Below are 26,462 nucleotides of genomic sequence, written 5' to 3' on the forward strand. Positions count from 1 at the left end.
GCGCGCCATGAAACGGTATTCGCCCCCAGCGGCGAAGCAGCGCGGCATGGCGATTATCAGCGCGTTGCTGATCGCTGCGGTGGTGGCGGTGATTGCCGGCGCCATGCTGAGCCGCCAGACCGTGTTCACCCGCAGCCTGGAGGCCGAACAACTGCGCGTGCAAGGCCAGTGGCTGTTGCAGGGTAGCCTGGAGCGCAGCCGGCAGATGCTCTGGGAAGCGCGCCAGAAGGACGTGTTGACGCGCCTCGACCAGCCCTGGGCCCGCGCCCAGGGCGGTGCGTTCGACGGTCGGATCGAGGACGAACAGGGCAAGTTCAACCTGCGCAACCTGGTCAACCGTCAGCAGGTGGACGTCGAGCAGTTGCAGAGTTTCGAGCGCCTGTGCCGGATGATCGGGGTCGACCCGGCGGTGAGCCGGCGCATCAGCCAGCGCGTTATCGCCTCCTATGACCAGCTCGATACGCCCGCCAAATACCCGATGCTGCGCAGCCTCGATGAACTGAGCGGTATCGAAGGCCTCGACCCGCTGCTGTTGCAGCGCATGCAGGCATATATCAGCGTGCTGCCCGGCAGTACCTGGGTCAATGGCAACACCGCCCGCGCCGAAGTGCTCAGCGCCGTGGTGCCGGCGTTGAGCCTGGCCCAGGCCCAGGCCCTGGTGGCCGAGCGTGACGGCGGGCACTGGTTTATCAACCGTGGCGACTTCGTCAACCGCCTGCGTTTGCCTCAGGTGGCGGTGGAGTCGGTGCAGGTGGGCATCACCAGCGAGTGGTTTCGCCTGCAAGGCCAGGCGCGGCAGGACCAGCGCCGGGTGACCCTCGACGCGCTCCTGCATCGCCCGGAAAACCGTCGGCCGCAGGTGATCTGGTCGCGGGTGGGCGTATGAAACGCTTGCGCATTGCCTTGCCGCCGCTGGCTGAGTTGAGCGTGGACAGCCGGGTGACATATGCCTGGCTGGAGCGTGGCGCGGTGGTGTCCCACGGTCAGGAAAGCCTGGCCGGGCTGGGTAAGACCCGTCAGGCCGTGGACTGCTTTCTGCACCCCCGCGACAGCCTGCTGACCAGCCTGGAACTGCCGCCATTGCCCGCTGCGAAAACCGTTGCGGCGGTGGCCTGTGCCGCGCAGGCGCTGATCCTCGGCCCGGTGGAACAGATGCACGTGGCCCATGGCCCGCGCGAAAGCGATGGGCGCGTGCAAGTGGGCTGGGTGGCCAAGGCCGGGCTGGAACGGCTCGGCCAGGTCCTGGCGCAGACGAAATTCAAGCTGCGTGGCCTGTACCCGGCGCCCTATGCCTTGCCGGTCGGGGCTGCGGCGTTGGACGACGGCTATTGGTTGACGCGCGACAGCCTGCAACAAGGAAGCGTGCATCCGTTGGGGGTGCAGGCGCTGGAGGTGCCGCTGGTGGACGCGTCGCAGCGCTGGGCCGGCGCCGTACCCGCCTGGGGCTTGCACGCTCGCCTCAGTCAACCGTCCAGCGGTGGCTGGGGCAGGGCGCTGGCGTGCGCCGCGCTGGCCACGGTTATCTGGACCCTGGGTCTGAACCTCTACGCCGCCCGGCAGGTGAACGAAGGCCAGCGGCTCAAGACGTTGATGAGCCAGCAGGTGCGCCAGGCGTTTCCCGAATTGCCGGTGGTGCTCAACCCGTTGCAACAGGCCCGCCAACAGTTGGCCGCGCGCCAGAGCGGTGCGGCCGCCGACCCTGGCCAGCGCTTTCCCAGCCTGCTGCAACTGGCGGGCAGCCACTTGCCCTTTATGGTGGGCAATGTCGACCGCCTGACCTTCGAGCAAGGGCGCTTGCACCTGCAATTGCTGGCCGACAGCCGCAGCCCGGCCGCCGAGGGTGATTGGCAAGCCGCATTGGCCCAGGCCGGTTTTGCCGCCACGCGGGACGATCACGGTTGGAGCATTGCCCCGGCGCCGGTCGCGCAAGACCCAGGGGCCAGCGATGAATAAATGGCGCCGCCTGCGCGGCCAGGCCCATGTGTTCTGGAACGGCCTGGCCCTGCGTGAAAAACGCATGCTGGCCGGCGCCGGGCTGGTGCTGGCGAGCCTGTTGACCTGGCTGGTGCTGGTCCAGCCTGCGCTGAAAAAGATCGACTACTGGCAGGCCGAAACCCCCAAATTGCGCGCCCAGGCCGCCGCCTTGCAGGTGCTGTTGCAGGACGTCGCGGCGCCTCGGGTGGCGGACGACAACGCATTGCGCCAGGCCCTGGACAGCGCCGGCCTGCAAGGGCACTACCAGTTGCAGGCGCTGGAGTCCGGCGCCTGGCGCCTGAGCTTCGATAACGCCCCGGCCGACGCGGTGGTGGGGTGGTTGCTGGGCAATCCCCGTTCGTTTTCTCTGGAGGTGTCCGAGGCGCGTTTGCAACGTGCCCCGGATGCCGTCGACACCTCGGCCGGTACTGTGTCCGGGACCGTTCGCATGGATCAGGCGCTTGGCGCTAAGGAAGCTTCATGAAGTGGTCAGTCCCGCCTTTTCGCATCGTCGCGCCGCTGCTGTTGCTGGCCCTCGGTGCGTGCAGCAACCAGGAGTCCGCCAAGCCGTTGTTGGTGGACAGTGAACTCGGCCAGCCGTTGGCGGACACCCGCCGCAGCGGCGAAACCGTGCTGGACCGCCAGCGCGAACCCTTGCCCAAGCCTGCCGTACAACATCGGGTGACCCACGGCGCCAGCGGCCAGGCCCCGACGACGGTCAAGGCGCGCAACCCGCTGGGCGATCAGCCCGTGCAGCTGAATTTTGTCGACGCCGATATTCAGGCGGTGGTGCGCGCGCTGTCCCGTGCCACCGGCCAGCAGTTCCTGGTGGACCCGCGTGTCAAAGGCAACCTGACCCTGGTCAGCGAAGGCCAGGTGCCGGCGCACCAGGCCTACGACATGCTGCTGGCGGCGTTGCGCATGCAGGGCTTCAGCGTGGTGGACGTGGGCGGTGTGGCCCAGGTGGTGCCGGAGGCCGATGCGAAGTTGCTCGGCGGGCCGATGTACAGTGCCGGCAGCAGCGGCATGCAGACCCGCACCTTTCGCCTGCAATACGAAAACGCGGTGAACCTGATCCCGGTGCTGCGCCCCATCGTGTCGCCGAACAACCCGATCAACGCCTACCCCGGCAACAACAGCATCGTGATCACCGACTACGCGGAGAACCTGGCGCGCGTTGCACAGATCATCAGCGGCATCGACACCCCCAGCGCCATCGACACCGACGTGGTGCAGATCCAGAACGGCATTGCGGTGGACATTGCCGCGATGGTGTCCCAGCTCCTGGAAAACCAGGGCGCCGACCCGACTCAGAAGATCAACGTGATCGGCGACCCGCGCTCGAACTCGATCATCATCCGTTCCGGCAGCCCCGAACGCACCGAGCTGGCGCGCAACCTGATCTACAAACTCGACAATGCCCAGAGCAACCCGAGCAATATGCACGTGGTGTATTTGCGCAATGCCCAGGCGGGCAAGTTGGCCCAGTCGCTGCGCGGGTTGTTGACCGGAGAGAGCGAGTCCGGCGTGAGCGACGAGGCGCGCAGCAAGCTCAGTGCCATGGGCGGCGGCCAGAACACCCCCCAAGGCAGCAATGCGCAGAACAGCAGCGGCACACCCACCGGCAGCGGCGTGCAGGCCGGCTATGGGCAAAGCAACACCGCGACCACGGGCACCAATAGCCCGTCCAAGGACCAGGACACGGCGTTCAGCGCCGGCGGTGTGACTATCCAGGCCGATGCCACCACCAACACCTTGCTGATCTCTGCGCCGGACCCGCTGTACCGCAACCTGCGCGAAGTGATCGATATGCTCGACCAACGCCGCGCCCAGGTGGTGATCGAAAGCCTGATCGTCGAAGTGAACGAAGACGACGCCACCGAGTTCGGTGTGCAATGGCAGGCCGGCAACCTCGGGGGCAAGGGCGGTTTTGGCGGGGTCAACCTGGGCGGCAGTGGCGTCGTCACCACCGGCAAGACCAGTCTCGACGTGTTGCCCAAGGGCCTGAATATCGGGGTGGTCGACGGCACCGTGGATATTCCGGGAATCGGCAAGGTGCTCGACCTCAAGGTGCTGGCCCGCGCGCTCAAGAGCCGGGGCGGCACCAACGTGCTGTCTACGCCGAACCTGCTGACCCTGGACAACGAAGCGGCGAGTATTTTTGTGGGGCAGACCATTCCGTTTGTCACCGGCAGTTATGTCACCGGTGGCGGCGGCACCAGCAACAACCCGTTCCAGACCGTGCAGCGTGAGGAGGTGGGGCTCAAGCTGAACGTACGGCCGCAGATTTCCGAGGGCGGTACGGTGAAGCTGGATATCTACCAGGAGGTCAGCAGCGTGGATGCGCGCACCTCGGTGACCGCGGGCACGGTGACCAACAAGCGTGCGATCGATACCAGCATTTTGCTGGATGACGGGCAGATCATGGTGCTTGGCGGCTTGCTGCAGGATGGCTACAGCCAGAGCAATGACGCAGTGCCTTGGCTCTCGGACATCCCAGGCCTGGGTGCGTTGTTTCGCAATGAAAAACGCAGTGTGAACAAGACCAACCTGATGGTGTTCCTGCGGCCGTACATCATTCGTGACAGTGGTGCCGGACGCAGTATTACCTTGAACCGCTATGAGTTCATGCGCCGGGCCCAAAGCGGCTTGCAGCCGGAGCACAGCTGGGCGATGCCGGATGTGCAGGCGCCGCAGTTGCCGTCGGTGGACAAGGCGATTCCGGGCGCTCGGCAGCAGGGGCCGAGGGCCGTGATTCGCGCGGTGCCGGCCCCATGAGCCTGCTGCCCTACGCGTGGGCCAAATCCCAGCGCATCCTTCTGCGCCCCGGCGAGGCGGGCCGGCTGCTCACCGTCTGCCCCTCGACGCCCGGCTGGTCCATCAGCGAAGTCCAGCGCCAGTTCGGCGAATCGCGGATAGAACAGGTGCGCGACGACGAACTCGACGGCCTGCTCGCCAGCGCCTATGCCGACACCGGCAGCGCCGCTGCCGTGGTGGGCGCCGCCGAAAACGAGGTGGACCTCGACCGCCTGATGCAGGACATGCCCGAGATCACCGACCTGCTCGACACCCAGGACGGCGCGCCGGTGATTCGCATGATCAACGCCTTGCTCACCCAGGCCGCGCGGGACGAGGCCAGTGACATCCACATCGAGCCCTATGAAACCCATTCCGTGGTGCGCTACCGCGTCGACGGCACCCTGCGTGACGTGGTGTCGCCGCGCAAGGCGCTGCATGGCGCGCTGGTGTCGCGGATCAAGATCATGGCCCAGCTGGATATCGCCGAAAAACGCCTGCCCCAGGACGGGCGCATTGCGCTGCGCGTGGCCGGGCGGCCGATTGATATTCGCGTGTCGACGGTGCCCACCGGGCATGGCGAGCGGGTGGTGATGCGCTTGCTGGACAAACAGGCCGGGCGCCTGCAACTGGAGACCCTGGGCATGGAACCACAGTTGCTGGCGCGCCTCGACACGCTGATTCGCCAGCCCCACGGCATCGTGCTGGTCACCGGGCCCACCGGCAGCGGCAAGACCACCAGCCTCTACGCCGCCCTGGCGCGGCTGGATGCAAGTACCAGCAATATCCTCACCGTGGAAGACCCGGTGGAGTACGACCTGCCGGGCATCAGCCAGATTCAGGTCAACGCCAAGATCGACATGACCTTCGGCCTGGCGCTGCGGGCGATCCTGCGCCAGGACCCGGACATCATCATGATCGGCGAAATCCGTGACCTGGAGACCGCGCAGATCGCTGTGCAGGCCTCGCTCACCGGCCACCTGGTGCTCGCCACCCTGCACACCAACGACGCGGTGTCGGCGGTCAACCGCTTGGTCGACATGGGGGTCGAACCGTTCCTGTTGGCCTCGTCGTTGTTGGGCGTATTGGCGCAACGGTTGGTGCGCCGCCTGTGCCCGCACTGCAAGCAGGAAGACCCGGCCGCGCCCGGCACCTGGCGCCCGGTGGGCTGCGCGCAGTGCAACCAGATCGGCTACAGCGGGCGTACCGGTATTCATGAATTGTTCTGCGTCGATGACGATGTGCGCAGCCTGATCCACCAGGGCGCCGGCGAGCAGGAGCTGCGCCTGGCCGCGCGCCGCGCGGGGATGTTGAGCATGCGTGAAGACGGCGAGCGCTGGGTGCGCAGCGGCGCCACGGCGCCCGAAGAAATCCTGCGCGTGACACGGGACGCCTGATGAATCGCTATCGCTATGAAGCCGCCGATGCCAGCGGCAAGGTCGAGGCCGGGCACCTGGAGGCCGACAGCCAGAGCGCGGCGTTTGCCGTGCTGCGCAGCCGTGGCCTGACGGCGTTGCAGGTCCAGGTTGAAGGGACGCAGCAGCGGGCGGCCGACAGCAGGCTGTTCAGCGCCAAGCTGTCGGACAATGACCTGGCCTGGGCCACGCGCCAGCTGGCGAGCCTGCTCGGTGCGAGCCTGCCGTTGGAAGCGGCGCTGAGTGCCACGGTGGAGCAGGCCGAGAAAAAGCACATCGCCCAGACCCTCGCCGCCGTGCGCGCCGATGTACGTGGCGGCATGCGCCTGGCCGAGGCGTTGGCCGCGCGGCCACGGGATTTTCCGTCGATCTACCGCGCGTTGATCGCGGCGGGGGAGGAGTCCGGTGACCTGGCCCAGGTGATGGAGCGCCTGGCCGACTACATCGAGGAGCGCAACAACCTGCGTGGCAAGATCCTCACCGCGTTTATCTACCCTGGCGTGGTGGGGCTGGTGTCCATCGGCATTGTGATTTTCCTCTTGAGCTACGTGGTGCCCCAGGTAGTCAGCGCGTTTTCCCAGGCGCGCCAGGACCTGCCGGGGCTGACCCTGGCGATGCTCAACGCCAGCGACTTTATCCGCGCCTGGGGCTGGCTGTGTTTTGCCGGCATCGTCGGCAGTTTCTGGAGCTGGCGCCTGTACCTGCGTAACCCGGCCGCGCGGTTGGCCTGGCACAGCCGCGTGCTGCGCCTGCCGTTGATCGGGCGCTTTGTGCTGGGCCTGAACACCGCGCGGTTTGCCTCCACCCTGGCGATTCTCGGCAGCGCGGGTGTGCCGCTGTTGCGCGCCTTGGAGGCGGCGCGGCAAACCTTGTCCAATGAGCGCCTGAGCCAGTGCGTGCAGGAGGCCACCGCCAAGGTGCGCGAAGGGGTCAACCTGGCGCCGGCGCTGGCGATGGAAAAGGTGTTCCCGCCGGTGCTGATCCACCTGATCGCCAGCGGCGAAAAGACCGGCTCGTTGCCGCCGATGCTCGAACGCGCGGCGCAGACCCTGTCGCGGGATATCGAACGCCGGGCGATGGGCATGACGGCGCTGCTGGAGCCGCTGATGATCGTGGTGATGGGCGCGGTGGTGCTGGTGATCGTGATGGCGGTGCTGTTGCCGATCATCGAGATCAACCAACTGGTCACTTAGTGTGGGCACTGTGTTGGTTCAGTGATGTCTCTGCGATCCCGATTCCGCCATCCCCAACCTCGGGTTCCTCATTTCGTCATACACCACCCGCGGATGCGGCCTGCACCACATCCCTGCTGAAACCACGCTGTCACCTGGGCCGAAACCGCTCAAAACGATGACCGAAACACCCGAGAATCTTTTTAAAAATCAAGCGTTTCCTCCCGAGGTTTTTTCCTTTAGCTGTCATCGGATGCTGCGAAATTACTTACCCATGGCCTCACCCCGGTCACCCCCGGAACTCGGCTTGGGACCGAAGCCATGGCGTCATGCAAGAGCCCTCTACCCAAACGTACAAACACGACGAAAGGAGATTCTTCATGTTTAAGCGCAACGTTCTCGCGGTATCCATGACCCTCGCTGCACTGTGCTCGGCCCAGGCTGCAATGGCTGACATCAATGGCGGTGGTGCGACCCTGCCACAACCGCTGTATCAAACCTCCGGCGTCCTCACCACAGGCTTCGCCGCCTACATCGGCGTGGGCAGCGGCAACGGCAAGTCTGCCTTCCTGAACAACGACTACACCAAGTTCGTCGCTGGTGTGACGAACAAGAACGTGCACTGGGCAGGTAGCGATTCCAAGCTGTCGGCTGCCGAGCTGCTGGCTTACAAAACCAACAAGCAACCGACCTGGGGCAAGTTGATCCAGGTACCTTCGGTGGCCACATCGGTTGCCATCCCGTTCAACAAGGCGGGTACCAACGCGGTTGATCTGAGCGTGAACCAACTGTGCGGTGTGTTCTCCGGCCGCTTGACCACGTGGGACCAGATTACCGATTCCGGCCGCACCGGCCCGATCACGCTGGTGTATCGCAGCGAGTCCAGCGGTACCACTGAGCTGTTCACCCGCTTCCTGAGCGCCAAATGCACCGAGGCTCAACCGTTCGCCGTGACCACCACCTTCGCTTCGAGCTATGGCGGTGGCTTGCCATCGACCGCAGTGGCCGCCAACGGCAGCCAGGGTGTGATGACCGCGCTGAACGCAGTCGATGGCCGTATCACCTACATGAGCCCGGATTACGCGGCGACCACTTTGGCCGGTCTGGATGACGCCACCAAAGTGGCCAAGGTTGGCGGTGTTTCGCCTGCGCCTGCCAACGTTTCGACCGCCATTGGCCAGATCCCTGCGCCAACCGAAGCCCGTGCCGATGGTTCGTTCATCGACGCTACCGACCAGGACAACTGGGTGCCAGTATTCGCTGCCACCGCCAGCGGCCCGGCCACTTTCGCATACCCTTCCAGCGGCTACCCGATCCTGGGCTTCACTAACCTGATCTTCAGCCAGTGCTACGCCGACGCCACCCAGACCACTCAGGTACGGGCGTTCTTCAACCGCCACTACGGCAACCTGATCAACAACGACACTGCCATCAACAACAACCGCTTCGTACCGCTGCCATCGAACTGGAAAAAAGCCGTGCGTGACACCTTCGCCACCGCTTCCAGCGCTCAAGGCATCGGCAACACCAGCGTCTGCAACGCCATCGGTCGTCCGCTGTAACCCAGGCTTTCAACGACCCGCGACACCGATCAGCAACGGCCTGTGCCGTTGCTGATTTTTTTGCGTTAGCAGGCCTTTATGAACTTTGCATGACAGAAGTTCAGTCCTGCCCCTCGCCAACCGCCTAACCCTCATACGTGAGCCTGTCTTGCTCCTGATGATTACAAAGAAGGAAGATTCCCGATGGTCCGCTGCAAACCGACGCTCAAGCTGAATGCCCAGGGCTCGCATGCCCAGACTGTGTTGCGCCTCAAGCCTCTGGCCCAGGTTATTGCCTTGTTGGTGGTGGCGGGCAATGCCCATGCGGCTACGGCGTTCAGCCCGGCGTGGTTCGCGGCCAAGGGGGCGGGCCAGGCGACGACTGCGGCGCGGATCAATGCGGGGCAGCTGCCGACGGTGCCGACGCTGAACCAACAGGCACGGGTCAACCAGCAGTTGGCACGCTCCATCAGCACGTTGAACACCACGGTCGCGGCGATTGCGGCGCAGCAAGCGGCGCAGGCCGCCGGGCGGCAGGCGGCGTTCGGTCAGGTCTCGACGATTCCCGATGGCCTCGGCAAAGGTGGCCTGCAGGTGGATAACAGCCTGACCCAGGGCTGGACCAACGCCAAGGCGCCGACCCAGACCCCAGCGGGCGGCAAGGTCACGGTGAACATCGAGCAGACCGCCGACAAGGCGATCCTCAATTGGGAGACGTTCAACGTCGGGCGCAACACCACCGTGAATTTCCAGCAGCAGTCCACCTGGGCGGTACTCAACCGCGTCAATGACCCTGAGGCACGCCCCAGCCAGATCCAGGGCCAGATCCAGGGCGCGGGCACGGTGATGATCCTGAACCGTAATGGCGTAGTCTTCAGCGGCACCAGCCAGGTCAATGTGCGCAACCTGGTGGCGGCGGCCGCGACGATCACCGATGAGCAGTTCAACCAGCGTGGCCTCTATGTCGACACCAATGGCACTCAACCGACGTTCACCGATGCGGCGGGCAAAGTCGAGGTACAGCGCGGTGCGTTGATCCAGACCCACAACGCCGCCACCTCCACCGACGCGGGTGGCTATGCCTTGCTGCTCGGCAGTGAGGTGGAAAACGCCGGCACGATCATCACCGCCAAGGGCCAGACCAGCCTGGCGGCCGGTGACAGTTTTTATATCCGCAAAGGCGTGGGCACGGCAGGCAACGAGCGCTCCACCACCCGTGGAAATGAGGTCGCCACCAGCCTCAAGGCGGGCAGCAGCGCAGGCAAGGTGATTAACAACGGCCTGATCATGGCCTCCACGGGGGACGTCACCCTGACCGGGCACCAGGTGCAGCAGAACGGTGTGGCCCTGGCCAGCACTTCGGTGGACACCCGCGGCACTGTGCACTTGCTCAACTCAGCCAGTGACACCCGCGGCAGCGTCACCCTGGGAGAGGGCAGCACCACCGCGATCCTGCTGGATGCCAGTGGCAGCACCGCCCTCAACAGCCAAAAAACCAACGGCCTGATCGCGCTCGACGGCAAGCCCGCCAACCTGATCGGCGGGCAGTTCAACCACCTCAGCGCCGTCGCCGACCGCACTGACCAGTCGCGGATCGAGATCGTCAGCGGCGCCACCGTGGACTTCCAGAAAGGTTCGATCACCCTCGCCACCGGCGGCCAGGTGGCGGTCAGTGCCGGCCAGCGCAGCCTGGTGCGCGATGGCGCGATGATCGATGTGTCGGGCGCCGTGGGTGTCAAGGTGTCGATGGAAGCCAACAACATCAAGATCAACGTACAGGGCAACGAGCAGCGGGATGCGCCGATCAACCGCGACCATGGGCAACTGATCAACAACGACGTGTGGGTGGACCTGCGCGACCTGGTGTTTGTCCCCGCCGGTACCAACGGCTACGCCACCGACCGCTGGTACACCGCCGGTGGTCTGCTGGAAGTCGGCGGCTACCTCGGCACCCAGGGCCATTCGGTGGGCGAATGGATGGCCCAGGGCGGTACCGTGACCTTTACCGGCAAGGATGTGGTGACCCAGCAGGGCGCGCAGATCAACCTGTCGGGCGGCACCGTGGATGTGCAGGGGGGTTATATCCGGCAAACCTGGCTCAAGGGCCCGGATCGGCGTTTGTACGAGTTGTCGAAGGCACCGGGCGACATTCTGTATTCGGGCATCTACAAGGGCTATGAAGACACCAGCATTCGCTGGGGCCAGACCGAGTACTACTACAACCCGATGATTGCTCCGCAGGGCCGTAATGAGGCCGGTTATACCGTGGGGCGTGACGCCGGCAAGCTGGTGGTCAGCACCTCCAGCGCCGTGCTGGAAGGCCAGATGATCAGCGCCGTGTTCCAGGGTGACCGCCAGACTCAGGCACCGAACATCGGCCTCGACGGTTATCAGCAATCGCAGAAGGCCATGGCCCAGCTCGCGCAATTGATCATTGGCCAGTACACGCCGGTCTATAACAAGACCACCGGCACCTTGCGCTATGCCTTGGGGGCAAACGCCGACGAGGTGTTGATTGAAGGCAACCCGGAAAAAATCGCCGCTGGCCTGGACCTCGCCACCGCGTTGCCGAAGGCGCGCCAAGGCAAAATCCTGCTCGACAGCGAGCAGCTCAATGGCAACCCGTTGGGCGCGATCAAGGTCGCGGCCAGCCACCAAGTGAGCGTCAATGGCGCGCTCAGCGTGGCCGCTGGAGGTGACATCACCCTGTTCGGGCCACGTGTCGATATCAACGCCAACCTGACGGCGCAAGGTGGCAGCATCAATGCTGGCAACATTCTCAGCCAGGTCAATCCGCTCAAGCCCGGCGAAGTCGAGGACACGATCCTGGCCGGTGGTTCGACGGTGAATGTCGCGGCCGGCGTCAAGCTCGATGCCAGTGGCCGCTGGAACAACCTGCTGCTCGAGCCGGCCAACAGCCGCAGCGTGGCGTATGTCAACGGCGGCAAGGTCTCGCTGCGCAGTTCGAACAACCTCAACCTGGCGGCCGGCAGTGTGGTGGATGTGGCGTCCGGCGCGACCCTTGGCGTGGATGGCAAACTCACCGGCGGCAAGGGCGGCAGCCTGACCCTGGGCGCCCTCGGGGCCCTGGCTCTGGATGGCGACGTGCGCGGCTTTGGCGTGAATGGCGGCGGCACCCTGGCCTTGCAGGCGCGCAAGGTGCAGATCGGCAACAGTGCGGGCGCGGTGGACAGCGACACGCTGAAACTGGCCGGCGACTTTTTCAACAAGGGCTTTTCGGCCTACGACATCACCGGCAACGAAGGACTGATCGTTACCGACGGCACCCACGTGGATGTGAGCGTGCCGACCTATCGATCGGGCGCGCAAGCGTCAACGACGCCGACGGGCAGCCATCCCGACACGGCCCTGGAGCAGTGGACGGCGCCGCTGTATCAGGAGGACGCCGCCAAAGGCGTGCTGACCCAGCGCCGTGGCGCCGGCTTGAGCCTCACCGCGGGTACTGCCGATGCCACCGCTGCGCAACTGGCGAGCACGGCCCTCACGGTGGGCCACGGCGCGGTGATCAACGTCGACCCCGGCCAGGCCATCAATTTGCGCAGCATCGGTCAATTGACCCTGGAAGGTACGCTCAATGCCTGGGGCGGCAGTGTCAGCCTTGGCGGCCTGACTACCGGCGCCTCGCTGGCGGTGAATGCCATCGGCCATGACCGTTCGATCCGGATTGGCGAACAGGCACTGATCGACGTGGCGGCGCGGGCGGCCACGGCGGTGGACAACCGTGGACGCACCTACGGCGTGGTGCGCGACGGCGGCACGATCAATATCGGTGGCACCTTGGACCTGAGCACCGGCCTTGCCAAGGCCAGCGACCTGTTTGTGGTGGTACGCGACGGTGCGCGCCTGGATGCGTCCGGCACCCAGGCCTCGTTGAATATGCCGGGGCAGGGCACGGTGCAGGTCGCCAGTAACGGCGGCAGCATCAGCCTGGCCTCGAACAATGGCCTGTACCTGGATGGCAGCCTGGTCGCCAGGGCCGGTGGCGCCGGTGCGGCGGGTGGTAGCCTTAACCTGGCGCTGGAGAGCCCGTATTACCAGAAAACCGGGGTCACCGATCGGGTGCTCAAGGTCCGTGACCTGGTGTTGAGCCAGGTGCATAACCCTACGGCGCAGGGCGAGAGCCTGGAGTACGGGCATGGCCGCCTTGGGGTGGATCAAGTCACTGCCGGCGGTTTCGATAACCTCGCGCTGTTGAGCAATGGCCTGTTGAGCTTTGACGGCGATGTGCGCCTGGGCATGGGCCAGAGCCTGCGTCTTTACAGCCGTGGTTATGGCCTCAGTGAAAACGCCGCAGGCAACTCACGCATCAACCTGACGGCACCGCACCTGTTGCTGGCGGGTTACCTCGCGCCTCCCGAGGACGGCAAGGATTTATACGTGCGTCCGGTGCCAGTGTTGCCGGCGCCGTCCCAGCGCGCAACCGAGGCGCAGTTCAACGCCGACGGCGACCTGGTGGAAGTGCGCGGCAACGTGATATTCGGCAATCGCAGTCGCCTGTTCCGCGCCGACAATAGCCTGGCGGGCCTTGAACGCCGCGGCTTCGACCAGGTCAACCTGACCAGCCAGGGCGATCTGCGCTTTCTGGTCGGTGCCTCCGCGAACGACATCATCACCGGTGTCAGTACCCAGTTACTGACCCAGGGCGACATGACCCTGCGGGCGGCACAGGTGTACCCGAGCACGGAAGTCAGCGCCCGAGTCATTGCCGGCTACCTTGGCGATTCAACGACTCAGGCGCTGGGCCTGACGTTTGATCCGTTGCGCACGTTGACCATTGGCCGCGTCGGCAGCACTGATGCGCCGCTGCCATATTCGGCCTTCGGGCGCCTGCAACTGGGGGCCGCCACCGTCAAGCAAGGCGGCACAGTGCGCGCGCCCCTGGGCCTGATCGATATCGGCAGTATGGGCAGCAGCCTGGTGCAATTGCTGCCAGGCAGCGTTACCTCGGTGAGCGGCAGGGGGCTGGTGTTGCCGTATGGCGGCACGCTGGACGGGCAGATCTACCAGTACAACGGCAAGACGGTGACATTCCTCGGCCAGGGCGGGCTGGCCAACACCAACAGCGAGTTGAGCGTCGGCGTCATTCTGGGCGGCCAGTCGGTTGCGGTACAGCAGGATGCCATCCTGGACCTGTCGGGCGGTGGCGAGCTGCTCGGTGCCGGTTTTGTTTCCGGGCGCGGGGGTTCCACGGATGCGCGTTACAACCCGCTTGTGCAATTTGGCGCCAACGGTGGGTTTGTGCTGCCGGGACTGTCCACCAACCCGATCTACGCCATCGTGCCGGGCGTGCAGCCCGGCGCGGCGCCAGTGGCCGCGGAGGGCGGTGCCGTGGCGCCGCTGGTTGGCCAACAGGTCACCATCGGCGCGGGTGTGCCGGGGTTACCGGCGGGCACCTACACCTTGATGCCGTCGACTTATGCCTTGCTGCCCGGCGCCTATCGCGTGGAGATCAATGGCCTGGCCGGGCTCGGCAGCCAAGCCGCGACCACCTTGATGCGCAATGGCTCGTGGGCCACGGCCGGGCAGCTGTCGATTGCCCACACCGGGATCCGCAATAGTATTGCCAGCCAGTTGATCCTGACCTCGGCGGACACCCTGCGCCGTTATTCCCAGTACAACGAAACCAGTTACGCCCAGTTCGCCAAAGCCGATGCAGGCAGGTTGGGTGTGCCGCGTCCAATGCTGGAAGTCGACGCCAAAACCCTGAAACTGGCGCTGCGCCCCGGCCAGGGGGCCAATGCATTCTCCTTTGAGGGGAGCGGACGTTTTGCGGCCGCGACGGGAGGATATGGCGGTACGGTAGCGGTGTTGGACCCTAGTAGGCGTGGTATCGAAGTGATCGCGGCTGACACCTCGGCGACCGCCGGTTTTTCCGGTATTACCCTTAAAGCCGACACCCTCAATGCCATCGGTGCTTCACGCTTGATGGTGGGGGGCATGACAGTGGTGCAGTATGGCCAGTCGGGTAACTTCATAAGCCTGGCATCGGGTGTGAATGACGCCAATAGCAATGTGACCCTGCGTGCGGGCGCCACCCTTGCCGCGCCCGAGGTGTTGCTGGTGAGTAACACCGGCTCCATCCTGGTAGAGCAGGGCGCTTCGATCAATACCCTGGGGCGAGGTGCCGCCAGCTACGATGCCCGCGACGGTTTTATCTACCAGGTTGCCAATATGCTGGCGGTCTCCAACGGGTTGCTCAACGTGGTCAGTGCCCCTCAGGCTGGCGGCGTGATCAGCGGTGGTATCAACATTGGCGCGTGCAGCACCGGCGCCTGCACCGGCCAGACCGGGCTGTATTCCAACGGCAGCATCGTGGCCCTGACCGACAGCACCTTCCAACTGGGCGACCAGGTGCGCTATGGCACCCGGCACCTGAACCTGGGCGTGAGCACCATCAACCTGGGCAGCGTCGAAGCCCTCGCTGCGGCTGGCGCCGCAAACCGCTTGCCAGCCGGCCTGACCCTGAACCAGGCGCTGTTCGACCGCCTGCTGCGCGGCGACACGCAATTTGGCGCACCGGCCCTGGAGACCCTGCAGTTGTCGGCGCGTGACAGTTTTAACTTCTACGGCAGCGCCAGCCTCGACACCTATGACCCGCTGACCGGCAAGTCGCTGCTGAGTAACCTGATGCTGTCCACCCCGGCCATGTACGGTGCCGGTGGTGCCAGCGATGCGGCGACCATTCACACCGCCAACCTGATCTGGCTGGGCGCTACCAGCGCACCCGGCGCGGTGGTGGCCGGCGGCGCAGGCACCGGCAGCGGGCGCCTGGATATCAATGCCGAGCGCATCGAGTTTGGCTATGGCGAATTTGGCCAGCCCAGCAATGTAAAAAGCTTCGACCGTCTGGCCCTGGGCTTTGCCAACGTCAGTCTCAATGCCAGCGAGCGCATCACCGCCAACCACAAGGGCAGCCTGTCGGTGTACCAGCGCCAGGGCGCGTATGATCCGGTCAGCGGCTTCCAGTACAGCGGCGGCAACCTGACCTTCCGCACGCCGTTGATGACAGGTGAAGCCGGTTCGGTGAATACGATCAAGGCCGGTGGTGCGATAGACATCGGCGCCCTGGCAGGCCCCCGTGGCAGCGTCAGCGGCCAGGGTGCCGTGCTGTCCCTGCAAGGCGACAGCATCCGCGTGGCCACGGCGGTGGTGTTGCCCAGTGGCAAAGTCAGCCTCAGTGCCCGTGGTGATGTGGTGTTGACCGACGAGGCCCTGATGGACGTGGCCGGTCGTGCGATCCCCTTCAACGATGTGACCCAATACGGTTGGGGCGGCGATGTGCTGCTGGACAGCCGTAACGGCAATATCCTGCAGGCGGCGGGCTCGACCATCGACCTGTCGGCCAAGCACAATCAGGCCGGCAAATTACGTGCGGTGGCAACGGATGTGGCCGGCGGCATCGTCGATCTGCAGGGCACGATCCTCGGCAGCAGCAGTGGCTACGTCAACGCCGGTGGCACCTCACTGCCGCAACCGGCCGGCACGCTGGAGATCCAGGCTCAGCGCCTGGGCAGCAGCGGCTCCCTGGACCAGCAGTTTGCCGACCTCAACCAACGCTTGAACCAGGGCGAGGTGTTCGGCGCGCGCAGCTTCCAACTCAAGCAGGGCGACCTGACCATCGGCAACGGGCTCAAGGCCGGCACCGTCAACGTGTCCGTGGACAACGGCAGCCTGCGTGTGACCGGCCTGGTGGACGCCAGTGGCGAACGGGTCGGCAGTATCAACCTGGCAGGCAAACATGGCCTGACCCTGGACGGCACGGCGGTACTCGACGCCCACGGCAGCAAACTGCGGGTGGACAGTTACGGCAAGATCATCGACTCGCCGAGCCGGGCCATGGTGGTGCTGGGGTCTGGCAGCGGTCAATTGACCCTCGCCGATGGCGTGCGTATCGACCTGCGCCACGGTACCGGCGCGGCTGCCGGCAACGATGGGCGCAATCGCGGCACCCTGGAACTGAATGCCCCACGCCTGTTCAATGCCGATGGCAGCAGCAATGACGTGGCGATCGATGCCAGCGGGCGCCTGACTATTCAAGGCGCGCGCTCGATCACGCTCAACGGTATGGCCACCTATGACGATGCGCTGGAAAAAAACGACCCTACCGCCAGCGGCAGGTCGTATCAGGAGATTACCCAGGATTATTTGGATAAGAAGAACAAGCTGGCCGTCGACTTCATCAACGCCGCATTGCGTAACACCCAACTGACGCAGACAAAGCTCGCCGGCTTGAACAACGCCACCTACGCTGATGCCTTCCATCTGCGCCCTGGTGTGGAAATCGTCAGTAAGACCCCTGACGGCGACCTGGTGGTGCAGGGCGACCTGGACCTGTCCGGCTATCGCTATGCCAGCCTTAACCCCCATAGCCAGCAGAACAACAACGTATATGGCTCCGGCGAGTCCGGCAGCCTGACCCTGCGCGCCGGCGGTGACCTGAATATCTACGGCAGCATCAACGATGGCTTTGCCAAACCGCCGGTATCGGAGGATGACAAAGGTTGGGTGCTGCTGCCCGGTGTCGACTTCAGCGGCGGCACCATCGTGGTGCCGGGCAATGGCGTGACCCTGGCGGACGGCACCACCTTTGCGGCAGGCAGTACGCTTAATTATGACCTGCCGATAAAGGGCCTGACAGTCGCCGCCGGCACTCGCTTGCCGGTGGCCGCGACATTGGGCCAGGACCTGGTACTGCCGGCAGGCAGCGTATTAGCGGCTGACGTGCGCGATGCCGGCGGCAACCTGCTGTTCGCCGCCGGCACATTGCTCGGCCAGGCGCAGACCCTGGTGGCGGGCACGCAGTTGGGCGCCGGAACACTGTTGACCCAAGGTACGCGCCTGCAAGACATGACCTGGCCCAAAGGCGTGCCGCTGCCGGCGGTGCACGGGGCGAACCTGGCCAATAATGTCGTGCAACTGATGGGCAGCAAAGCCCTGCCGAAGGGGGCGCTGATCCCCGCCGGTACCGATGTGAAGTTGCCCAACGGGGTTGACTCGGTGCAGTTGCGGGTCGGGGTGTCCGGCGAATTCGGTCGGGTATGGGCCATTGCGCCGATGCTGGCCGAAGGGACCCAGTCGTGGTCGCTGCGCCTGGTGGCCGGTGCCGATACCGAGGCGGCGGACAGCCGTCTGCTGCAGACCCATCCGCGCAGCGGTGATATTCACTTGGCGGACAATCACTACGGTATGTACGCCAAAGAACTGCCGAGCAAAGGCGTTCAGACCTGGACCGCCGCAGCGGTGGCGGTGCTGACCGAGGCCGGGTTGAACATCAAAGAGGGCGACCCCATCGACCAGCAATTGCTCGATGACTTGAGCCTGGGTTCGATTAAGGATTTCTGTGCCGGCGCGCCGGAGTATTGCGCGATCAGAGTGACCTACGTGTGGACTCAGCAAGCCGCTGACGACCTGCTGAACCAGTCCGGTGTTGTGATTCCCGTAGGGGCGACGATCACCAATGAGTTCCTGGCCAGTCTGGGGTTACCGGGTGTCGACGAGGTGTGCGCCCTTGTTCCCGAATATTGCGCGGCCCAGAGCAAGACCGAATACGGGGCGACGCCTTCGAGCACGCGCTTGAGCGTGATCCGCACGGGCAGCGGCGATCTGGAGTTGTTGAGTGCAGGCAACCTGAGCATGGATTCGCTGTACGGCGTGTACACCGCCGGCACCTCATCGACCGGTACGTATGCAGGCGATCCTTACAATCTGCCAAAGGCACAGTTGGCCGGCGCGGACCCGAAGTTGACCCGCGTGCTGAACGACCCAGGCAGCTATTTTGAGCAATTCGTCAATGGCTCGTCCACCAGCCGGTACCGAGCCTGGTACCCGGAGGCCGGGGGCAATGTGACGCTGAAGGTCGGCGGCGACCTGAGCGGTAATATCACCAGCGTCGTGGCCAGTAATGCGCGTCCCAACCCCAAGGATGGCGGTGTGGACTCGGCTGCGGTTGGTAACTGGCTGTGGCGCCAGGGCAGCGCTGGCATAGGAACAGGGACCGGCGGGCAAGCCCAACAGACTGCCTGGTGGATCAATTTCGGCAGTTACACCGCGACCACGGCGGCGGACAAAATGCTCGGCTTCACCGGCTTCGGCACCCTGGGCGGGGGCAACCTGGAGGTGAACGTGGATGGCGACGCCGGGGTCCTGAACACCTTGGGGTACAGCGTTAACAACTCCGCGGTAAATCCCCATAGCCAGGGGCTGGTCCTGGCCGTCGGCAGTACGGGACGGATCGCCAGCGATGGCAGCCAGGAGTTGACCGGCGGCGGCGATTTGCGGGTGCGCATCGGTGGCGCATTAAACCCGGCCAGCGTGGCCGCCACGGCGGACCATCGTGATGGGGTGCTGGTCAACCTGCGAGGTGACGTGCAGTTGCGCAGCGCTACCGTGGGCCACATCGACATGCTGTACGGCAGCACCGCCCCCACCCAAAGCCCCGGCGAAACCCGCGCGTTCGACCCGGTGGTTGCCACACGCAGCGTTGCCCGTGGCGGTATGACCCTGGTACCCGGGGATGCGACGTTCAACCTGCAGACCCTGGGTGACCTGGTGGTGCAAAACGTCGAAGACCCGGGCCGGGTACTGCTCTCGCACGTATCGCCCTTCGCTCAAGGCGAGAAACTCGGCAGCGGTTCAAGCTGGTTTACGTTGTGGACCAAAGGTACAGCGATTGATCTGTTTTCGATGGGCGGCAACCTGACGCCGTTCAGCCGTTCCGACGCGACGGCCGATCTGGCGGTGGTCTACCCCTCCATCCTCAGGGCTACCGCAGCCGGCGGCAGCCTGTATTACGGTAAAGCGGCCCAGGCGCAGACCAACGACAACACCTACAGCTACCCGCTGCTGTTGGCCCCCGGAGAAAATGGCCAGTTGCAGTTTCTCGCCCAGAACTCGATCTACGCCGGCGGCATGACCGTCAGCCAGTCCGGGACAGCGCCCAGTGCGATGGCGACGCCGTGGAAGCCTGCATACCAGGGCCGTATTGACGGCGCCGTGGAGGCCAGCAACCTGTCAGTCAATGGCAACTCGGGTAATTTGCCGTTGTTCGCCTTCGGGTCTGGCACCACAGCGGCTTCATCCATCGGCAGTGCTCAACCGGCGCGGTTTTATGCGATGGACGGGGACCTGGTCGGGGTGAGCAGTGGCCGGATCATCACGTTCCAAAAGACCGCCGGGTCATTGCACGAAGGTGAGACCTGGTATGAAGGCAATGGCGCGATACGGATGATGGCCGGGCGAGATATCGTCAGCAGTGGTCGTACCTTTGGCACCGATGGTTTTGCGGTCGCAGCGCCAAGCGACAATCTGTTCATTCACAAAAACACTAACGACATCTCCATCGTGTCTGCCGGCCGTGACATTCTCTACAGCAGCTTCCAAGTGGCCGGCCCTGGTCTGCTCGACGTGTCGGCCGGGCGCAATATCCTGCTGACAGGCACGGGCGGCGAGCACAGCGTGACCAGCCTCGGTTCGGTGTTGCCAGGCGACAACCGCCCCGGCGCAAGTATCGTCATGCAGGCCGGTGCCGGCGCCAACGGGCTGGATTACCAGCGATTCGTGCAGACCTACCTGAACCCGGTCAACCAGGCACAAGCGGGTGAGTCGTTGCTGGGCAGCAAGGTGGCCAAAACCTACGAGCACGAACTGGTCAGCTGGCTCGCCGAGCGCTTCGGCTTTGTTGGCGATACCGCGCAGGCTCGCAGTTACTACGCAGCCTTGCCCGTCGAGCAGCAGCGGGTATTTGCCCGTGATGTGTATTTCGCCGAACTCAAGGCTGCCGGGCGCGAGTACAACCAGAATGGCGGTGTACGCCAGGGCAGCTATGTGCGGGGGCGCGCGGCGATTGCGGCGCTGTTCCCCGCCCGGGATGTGGCCGGCAACTCGATTACCTACCAAGGCGATATCACGTTGTTCAATGGCTCCGGCGTGCACACCAATGCCGGCGGCTCGATCCAGATGCTCACCCCCGGCGGCAGCCAGACCTTCGGTATCGAAGGCGCCGCGCCCCCGTCGACGGCGGGTGTGATCACCCAGGGCGCGGGCGACATTCAGCTGTATTCCATGGGCAGCATCCTGCTCGGCCAGAGCCGCATCATGACCACCTTCGGCGGCTCGATCATGGGCTGGACTGCCCAAGGCGACATCAACGCCGGGCGCGGTTCCAAGACCACCGTGGTGTACACGCCGCCCAAGCGGGTCTATGACAACTGGGGCAACGTAGGGCTGTCGCCGGCGGTGCCGAGCACCGGGGCGGGGATCGCCACGCTGAATCCGATCCCGGAAGTACCGGCGGGGGATATCGACTTGATCGCACCGCTGGGCACCATCGATGCGGGCGAGGCGGGGATTCGGGTGAGCGGCAACGTCAACATCGCCGCCTTGCATGTGGTCAACGCAGCGAATATCCAGACCCAGGGCAAATCCTCCGGGGTGCCGGTAACGGCGGCGGTGAACACCGGGGCCATGAGTTCGGCCAGCGCGGCGGGGGCGGCGGCGTCCCAGGCGGCCGAAGACGCGGCGCGCGGCCAGCAGGCGGCGGCCAGGCAGGGGCGGCCTTCGATCGTGACCGTGGAGGTGCTGGGGTTTGGTACTGAACCGGTGCAGCGTGAGCCGCAGGAGCAGCAGAAAACCTCGGGTTACAACCCCGACAGCCCGGTGCAGGTGCTGGGCGCAGGCCCCTTGAGCGAACAGGCGCGGGCGCGGTTGACGGATGAGGAGCGTAAGCAGATTACCTTGTAGGTCGGTTCAAAGGCCTCTCGTTGTAGCTTTGGGGCGATCAGTGATCGCCCCTTTTTTTGAGGCCCGGTCCAGAGCCGTCATGGAGGTGACGGTGGCTTACGCCTGCCCGGTACCTGACACCTGCATCAGCTAGGCTGCAGCCTTCCAACGCTGGAAAAATTGCCCCCCACTCAATCCCAAATGAACCTTTCATGACAAAAGTTCGGTAGCCCTTGGCCATCCCCGTCTCTCCTGTGTAACGCGCTCAAGAACGCCATGCAGGCGTTTTTCAAAGCGCACGCAGTACGCCAGGAGTGGGGCAATGGGAACTATGGAACGTTATTCGAAAGTCGGCATGCAGGAGCTCGACCAGCGCCTGTCGAAGATCGTCGAAGCGGCGCGCAAGAAGCCGGTGTCGGTCTATCGCTATGGCGCGCCCTGGGTATGGATCGTGTCCCAGGACGATTGGCAAGGCGCCTTGAAGGAAGTCTCCAGCTATATCCCCGCCGGCCATTCCCTGGTGCTGCTGCGCCCGCAGATCGACGAAGTCCTCGAGCAGCACCGTGACTGGCTGGTGGCCGAGCAGTCGATGGTGATCGCGCCGCAGACCGTGCTGCAGATCCTGTTGCTGCAACTGCTGTACTCGGTGCCCAGCGAACAGCAACTGCATGAACAACTCAACTACAACCTGCTGTTCCGCTGGTTCGTCGGCCTGGACCTGAACCAGAAGGTCTGGAGCATCCATGTGCTCAGCCACGACATCGCCACGCTGCTGAACAACCCGCGTGCGGTGCAACTCATCCAGAAAATCATCGGTGACGTGTTTTGTGGCGCCTTGCTGCACATGCCGGAGTTCTCCTTGAACTTCGCCTTGCTGCACACCTGGCTGGCACGCCATGGCAACACCTCGATCGCCAGCAATTGAGCCGGCCAAACGCCGTGTCAATCACGGCGCAAACAATCAGAAAGTCAGGGGGCGGTGTGGAGCATCTGTTCAAATCAACGCTGGCGCTGTGCTGCTTGACGCTGGGGGCAATGGCCCAGCCGGCGCTGGCCGAGGAGCAAGCAGCGGCACGCAGGGTCGACGTCAATGAGTACTTCGTACGCGGCAACACCGTGCTCGACGCGGCCACGATCGAGGAGGCGGTCTACCCGTTCCTCGGCCCGCAGAAGACCCTCGACGATATCGAAGGCGCCCGCGACGCGCTGCAGAAGATCTACCAGGCGCGCGGTTACCAATCGGTGTTTGTCGAGTTGCCGGAGCAGAAGGTCGATGACGGCATCGTCTACCTGCAAGTGAGCGAAACCAAGGTCGGCCGGGTACGTGTGGTCGGCGCCAAGCATTACTCGCCGGTGGAAATCCGCGAGCAGGTGCCGGGCCTGGAGGAGGGCGCGGTGCCGGACTTTGCCACGGTGCAAACCCAGTTGGCCGGGCTCAACCGCAGTGCCGGGCGCCAGGTCACGCCGCTGGTGCGCGAAGGCCAGCGCCCCGGCACCATGGATGTGGATTTGCAGGTGGAAGACCAGAACCCCTGGCACGCCAGCCTCGGCGTGAACAACGACTACAGCGCCGACACCGAGAAGCTGCGCTCGGTCGCCACCCTGGGGTACGACAACCTCTGGCAACTGGGCCACAGCATTTCCCTGACCTACTTCACCGCGCCCCAGGACAGCGAAAACGCCAAGGTCTGGTCGGGCTCCTACAGCGCGCCGCTGGACGAGCGTTGGACCTTGCAGTTTTCCGGTTACCAGTCCGACAGCAACATTGCCACCATCGGCGGCAGCAACGTGTTGGGCAAGGGCCATTCCTACGGCGTGTCGGCCATCTACAACCTGCCGGCGGCCGGTAACTGGGCCAACTCGTTTTCCTTTGGCGTGGATTTCAAGGACTTCGACGAGCAGCTCAAGTTCGGCGCCAGCAGCGACCAGGTGCCACTCAAGTACGCGCCGTTCACCCTGGGCTACAACGGCTATCGCTACACCGAACAGTCCCAGTTGGGCCTGGGCCTGAACCTGGTGGTCGGCACCCGCGCGTTCTTCGGCTACGGCAGCGACGAGCAAGCGTTCGACTACAAACGCTACAAGGCCAGCCCCAGCTTTGCGGTGCTCAAGGGCGACCTCAACTACAGCTACACCTTCGCCAACGATTGGCAGTCGGCGTCCAAGGCCGGCTTCCAGCTGGCCTCGGGGCCGCTGGTGTCCAACGAGCAGTATTCCGCTGGCGGCGCCACCTCGGTGCGCGGCTACCTGGCGGCCGAGCGCACCGGGGACGAGGGGTATTTGCTCTCCCAGGAACTGCGCACGCCGTCCCTGGCCAAGTTCCTCGGCAGTTATGTGCAGGAGTGGCGCTTTTATGCGTTCGCCGAAGGCGCGCGCCTGCGCCTGCACGACCCGCTGCCCGAGCAAGAAGATGAATACAGCCTGGCCAGTGTCGGCCTTGGCACCCGCGCCAGTTTGAGCAAGTGGTTGTCCGGCAGCCTGGATTGGGGTTACCCGCTGCTCGATGGACCGAACACCCAGAAACAGGACTCGCGACTGCACTTCAGTGTGCAGGCGACTTTCTGACTTTTTCTTCCGGAGACTTCACCCATGCAACGCCTATTTCTGAGCCTGATGATCTGCCTGGGCTTCGCGCTCCCGTCCACCGCCCAGGCGTGGTGGCAGGACGACTGGCATTACCGCAAACAGATCACCGTGGACACCACCCCTCAAGGCGCCGCGATCAGCCAGGCCTTGGGCCGCACCGCGCTGTTGGTGCGCCTGCACACCGGCAACTTCACCTTTGACGGGGTCAAGGAGGACGGCAGCGACCTGCGCTTTGTGAGTGCCGATGACAAGACCGTGTTCAATCACCAGATCGAAAGCTTCGACCCGCTGATGGGCATGGCGCTGATCTGGGTGGATGTGCCCAAGGTCGAGGGTGCTCAGCGCCAGGACTTGTGGATGTACTACGGCAACCAGAAGGCCCCGGCCACCGCCAACGGCCAACTGACCTTCGACCCCAATTACACTGCGCTGTACCACTTTGACGGTGCCAATGCCACGCCACCACGGGACACCACCGCCTACGCCAACACGGCGTTGAACGCCACCGGCACGAGCATCGACGGTGTGATCGGCCGCGCCTTGCAGTTCGGCGGCGAGCCGCTGTTGCTGCCCGCCAGCCCGTCGCTGCAACACGCCGCTGGCGGCGCGTTCACCTTCAGCGCCTGGGTGCGCCTGGACCAGGCCAATGGCGAGCAATCCGTCCTGGCGCGCCGAGACGGCCCGCATAACCTGTTGCTGGGCTTGAGCCAGGGCACGCCGTTTATCGAGATCGACGGCCAGCGCGCGGTATCGACCCAACCACTGAACCCTGGTCAATGGCAGCACCTGGCGTTCACCGCCGAGGGCGAAAAAGTCGCGCTGTATGTGAATGGCCGCGAAACCGCCAGCCTCGCCGTGGCCATGCCCGCGTTCAACACGCAATTGGCCATCGGTGCCGACCTGCCGGACGCGGGCAGCACGTACCTGCCGTTCGCCGGGGCCATGGATGAGCTGCGCGTGTCCAAGGTGGCGCGCCCGGCCGCGCTGTTGCTGGCCGATGCCAGCGCCCAGGGCGCCGAGTCGAAACTGGTGGCCTACGGAGTGGATGAAGAGCAGTCGGGCATGGGCTTCGGTAGCCTGGGCTTCCTGCTCAAAGCGGTGCCGGTGGACGCCTGGGTGATCATCCTGGTGCTGGTGGCGATGATGGTGCAGTCGTGGCTGATCATGCTGCGCAAGAACCGCCAGGTGGGACGTTTGAGCAGTGCCAACGAGGTCTTCCGCGAGCACTTCGCCCAGATCGGCACGCGCCTGGAGATGTACGCCGACGACGCGGCACTGGCGGAGCGCCTCACGCATTCCTCGCTCTGGCGTCTGTACCTGGTGGCGGTCAAGGAGATCCGCACCCGCCGCGCCCAGGGCGCCGATACCTCGTCGGTGTCGGCGGCCACCATCGAAGCGATTCGCTGCTCCATGGACGGCGTGCGCACCCGCGAAAACCAGGCGCTCAGTTCCAAGCTCTCGACCTTGTCCAACGCCATCGCCGGCGGCCCGTACATCGGCCTGCTCGGCACGGTGCTGGGGATCATGGTGGTGTTCCTCGGCACGGCCATGGCCGGTGACGTGAACATCAACGCCATCGCTCCGGGTATGGCGGCCGCGTTGCTGGCCACGGCCATGGGCCTGTTCGTGGCGATCCCCGCGCTGTTTGGCTACAACCGCCTGATCACGCGCAACAAGGAAGTCAGCGCCGACATGCGTGTGTTTGTCGATGAGTTCATCACCCGCCTGGCGGAGATGCACGGCGAGAGCCAGCACAGTGAAACGGCGCACCGGCGCGAGCCGCATGCGTCGGTTCCGGCCTGAGGAGAATTGCCATGGCTTCCGTAAATGCCTCCCACGACGATGACGATGATGCCGCTGTCGACAGTATCAACATCACGCCCCTGGTGGACGTGCTGATGGTGGTGCTGGTGATGTTTATCCTCACTGCCACCGCCCAGGTCTCGGGTATCCAGATTCACCTGCCCAAGGCCAGTGCCTCGGTGTCGTTGTCGCAGGCCAAGACCAAGGCCATCTCCGTCAACGACGGCGGCCAGGTGTTTCTCGATGCCTACCCGGTGACCCTCGGCGAGCTGGAAGAGCGCCTGCGTATCGAAAAAGCGCTGAACCCGGACTTCCCGGTGATCGTGCGCGGCGACGCCATGGTGCAGTACCAGAAGGTCATCGAGGTGCTCGACTTGTTGCGTCGGCTGGAGCTGTCCCAGGTCGGGCTGGTTACCGGCAAACCGAGCCAGGGCTGA

General features: G+C 64.7%; 12 protein-coding genes. All 12 read left to right on the plus strand.

Annotation, left to right across the window (positions count from 1 at the left end; all coding sequences use genetic code 11):
* The first annotated feature begins 7 nt into the window (after nucleotides 1-7).
* A complete protein-coding gene (gene gspK / locus AB4O05_RS15790; RefSeq protein WP_460136694.1) occupies nucleotides 8-886 on the plus strand; it encodes a type II secretion system minor pseudopilin GspK in 879 nt (292 codons plus the stop codon).
* Complete coding sequence (gene gspL, locus AB4O05_RS15795) at nucleotides 883-1,953, plus strand: type II secretion system protein GspL (RefSeq protein WP_460136693.1); 1,071 nt, start codon at nucleotides 883-885, stop codon at nucleotides 1,951-1,953. Before gspK ends, gspL begins: the two co-directional genes overlap by 4 nt.
* Complete coding sequence (gene gspM / locus AB4O05_RS15800; RefSeq protein ID WP_460136692.1) at nucleotides 1,946-2,458, plus strand: type II secretion system protein GspM; 513 nt, start codon at nucleotides 1,946-1,948, stop codon at nucleotides 2,456-2,458. Before gspL ends, gspM begins: the two co-directional genes overlap by 8 nt.
* A complete protein-coding gene (gspD, locus tag AB4O05_RS15805) occupies nucleotides 2,455-4,752 on the plus strand; it encodes a type II secretion system secretin GspD (RefSeq protein ID WP_460136691.1) in 2,298 nt (765 codons plus the stop codon). Before gspM ends, gspD begins: the two co-directional genes overlap by 4 nt.
* Complete coding sequence (gspE, locus tag AB4O05_RS15810) at nucleotides 4,749-6,167, plus strand: type II secretion system ATPase GspE (protein WP_460136690.1); 1,419 nt, start codon at nucleotides 4,749-4,751, stop codon at nucleotides 6,165-6,167. Before gspD ends, gspE begins: the two co-directional genes overlap by 4 nt.
* Nucleotides 6,167-7,378 (plus strand): type II secretion system inner membrane protein GspF, encoded by a 1,212-nt coding sequence (gene gspF / locus AB4O05_RS15815; protein WP_460136689.1) that lies wholly within the window; start codon nucleotides 6,167-6,169, stop codon nucleotides 7,376-7,378. Before gspE ends, gspF begins: the two co-directional genes overlap by 1 nt.
* A gap of 359 nt (nucleotides 7,379-7,737) precedes the next feature.
* Complete coding sequence (locus tag AB4O05_RS15820; RefSeq protein ID WP_460164745.1) at nucleotides 7,738-8,919, plus strand: substrate-binding domain-containing protein; 1,182 nt, start codon at nucleotides 7,738-7,740, stop codon at nucleotides 8,917-8,919.
* Nucleotides 8,920-9,102: 183 nt separating this feature from the next.
* Nucleotides 9,103-21,657, plus strand: coding sequence for a filamentous haemagglutinin family protein (locus AB4O05_RS15825; protein WP_460136688.1), 12,555 nt, complete (start codon nucleotides 9,103-9,105; stop codon nucleotides 21,655-21,657).
* A gap of 310 nt (nucleotides 21,658-21,967) precedes the next feature.
* Complete coding sequence (locus AB4O05_RS15830; protein WP_460137572.1) at nucleotides 21,968-22,561, plus strand: transposase; 594 nt, start codon at nucleotides 21,968-21,970, stop codon at nucleotides 22,559-22,561.
* Nucleotides 22,562-22,617: 56 nt separating this feature from the next.
* Nucleotides 22,618-24,201, plus strand: coding sequence for a ShlB/FhaC/HecB family hemolysin secretion/activation protein (locus AB4O05_RS15835; RefSeq protein ID WP_460136687.1), 1,584 nt, complete (start codon nucleotides 22,618-22,620; stop codon nucleotides 24,199-24,201).
* Nucleotides 24,202-24,225: 24 nt separating this feature from the next.
* The gene (locus AB4O05_RS15840) at nucleotides 24,226-26,025 is read left to right on the plus strand and encodes a DUF2341 domain-containing protein (protein WP_460136686.1); all 1,800 of its coding nucleotides are present in this window, start codon (nucleotides 24,226-24,228) and stop codon (nucleotides 26,023-26,025) included.
* An 11-nt stretch (nucleotides 26,026-26,036) separates the two neighbouring features.
* Entirely contained in the window at nucleotides 26,037-26,462 is a 426-nt protein-coding gene (locus AB4O05_RS15845) for an ExbD/TolR family protein (protein ID WP_010564254.1), read from the plus strand.

This window comes from Pseudomonas sp. S1_G07, assembly GCF_054668565.1.

Excerpts from the sequence above, each read along its gene's own strand:
- AB4O05_RS15825 (WP_460136688.1), top strand. The coding sequence starts at position 9,103 with ATGGTCCGCTGCAAACCGACGCTCAAGCTGAATGCCCAGGGCTCGCAT.
- gspF (WP_460136689.1), top strand. The coding sequence starts at position 6,167 with ATGAATCGCTATCGCTATGAAGCCGCCGATGCCAGCGGCAAGGTCGAG.
- AB4O05_RS15830 (WP_460137572.1), top strand. The coding sequence starts at position 21,968 with ATGGAACGTTATTCGAAAGTCGGCATGCAGGAGCTCGACCAGCGCCTG.
- AB4O05_RS15845 (WP_010564254.1), top strand. The coding sequence starts at position 26,037 with ATGGCTTCCGTAAATGCCTCCCACGACGATGACGATGATGCCGCTGTC.
- AB4O05_RS15840 (WP_460136686.1), top strand. The coding sequence starts at position 24,226 with ATGCAACGCCTATTTCTGAGCCTGATGATCTGCCTGGGCTTCGCGCTC.
- gspE (WP_460136690.1), top strand. The coding sequence starts at position 4,749 with ATGAGCCTGCTGCCCTACGCGTGGGCCAAATCCCAGCGCATCCTTCTG.
- gspK (WP_460136694.1), top strand. The coding sequence starts at position 8 with ATGAAACGGTATTCGCCCCCAGCGGCGAAGCAGCGCGGCATGGCGATT.
- gspM (WP_460136692.1), top strand. The coding sequence starts at position 1,946 with ATGAATAAATGGCGCCGCCTGCGCGGCCAGGCCCATGTGTTCTGGAAC.
- AB4O05_RS15820 (WP_460164745.1), top strand. The coding sequence starts at position 7,738 with ATGTTTAAGCGCAACGTTCTCGCGGTATCCATGACCCTCGCTGCACTG.
- gspD (WP_460136691.1), top strand. The coding sequence starts at position 2,455 with ATGAAGTGGTCAGTCCCGCCTTTTCGCATCGTCGCGCCGCTGCTGTTG.
- gspL (WP_460136693.1), top strand. The coding sequence starts at position 883 with ATGAAACGCTTGCGCATTGCCTTGCCGCCGCTGGCTGAGTTGAGCGTG.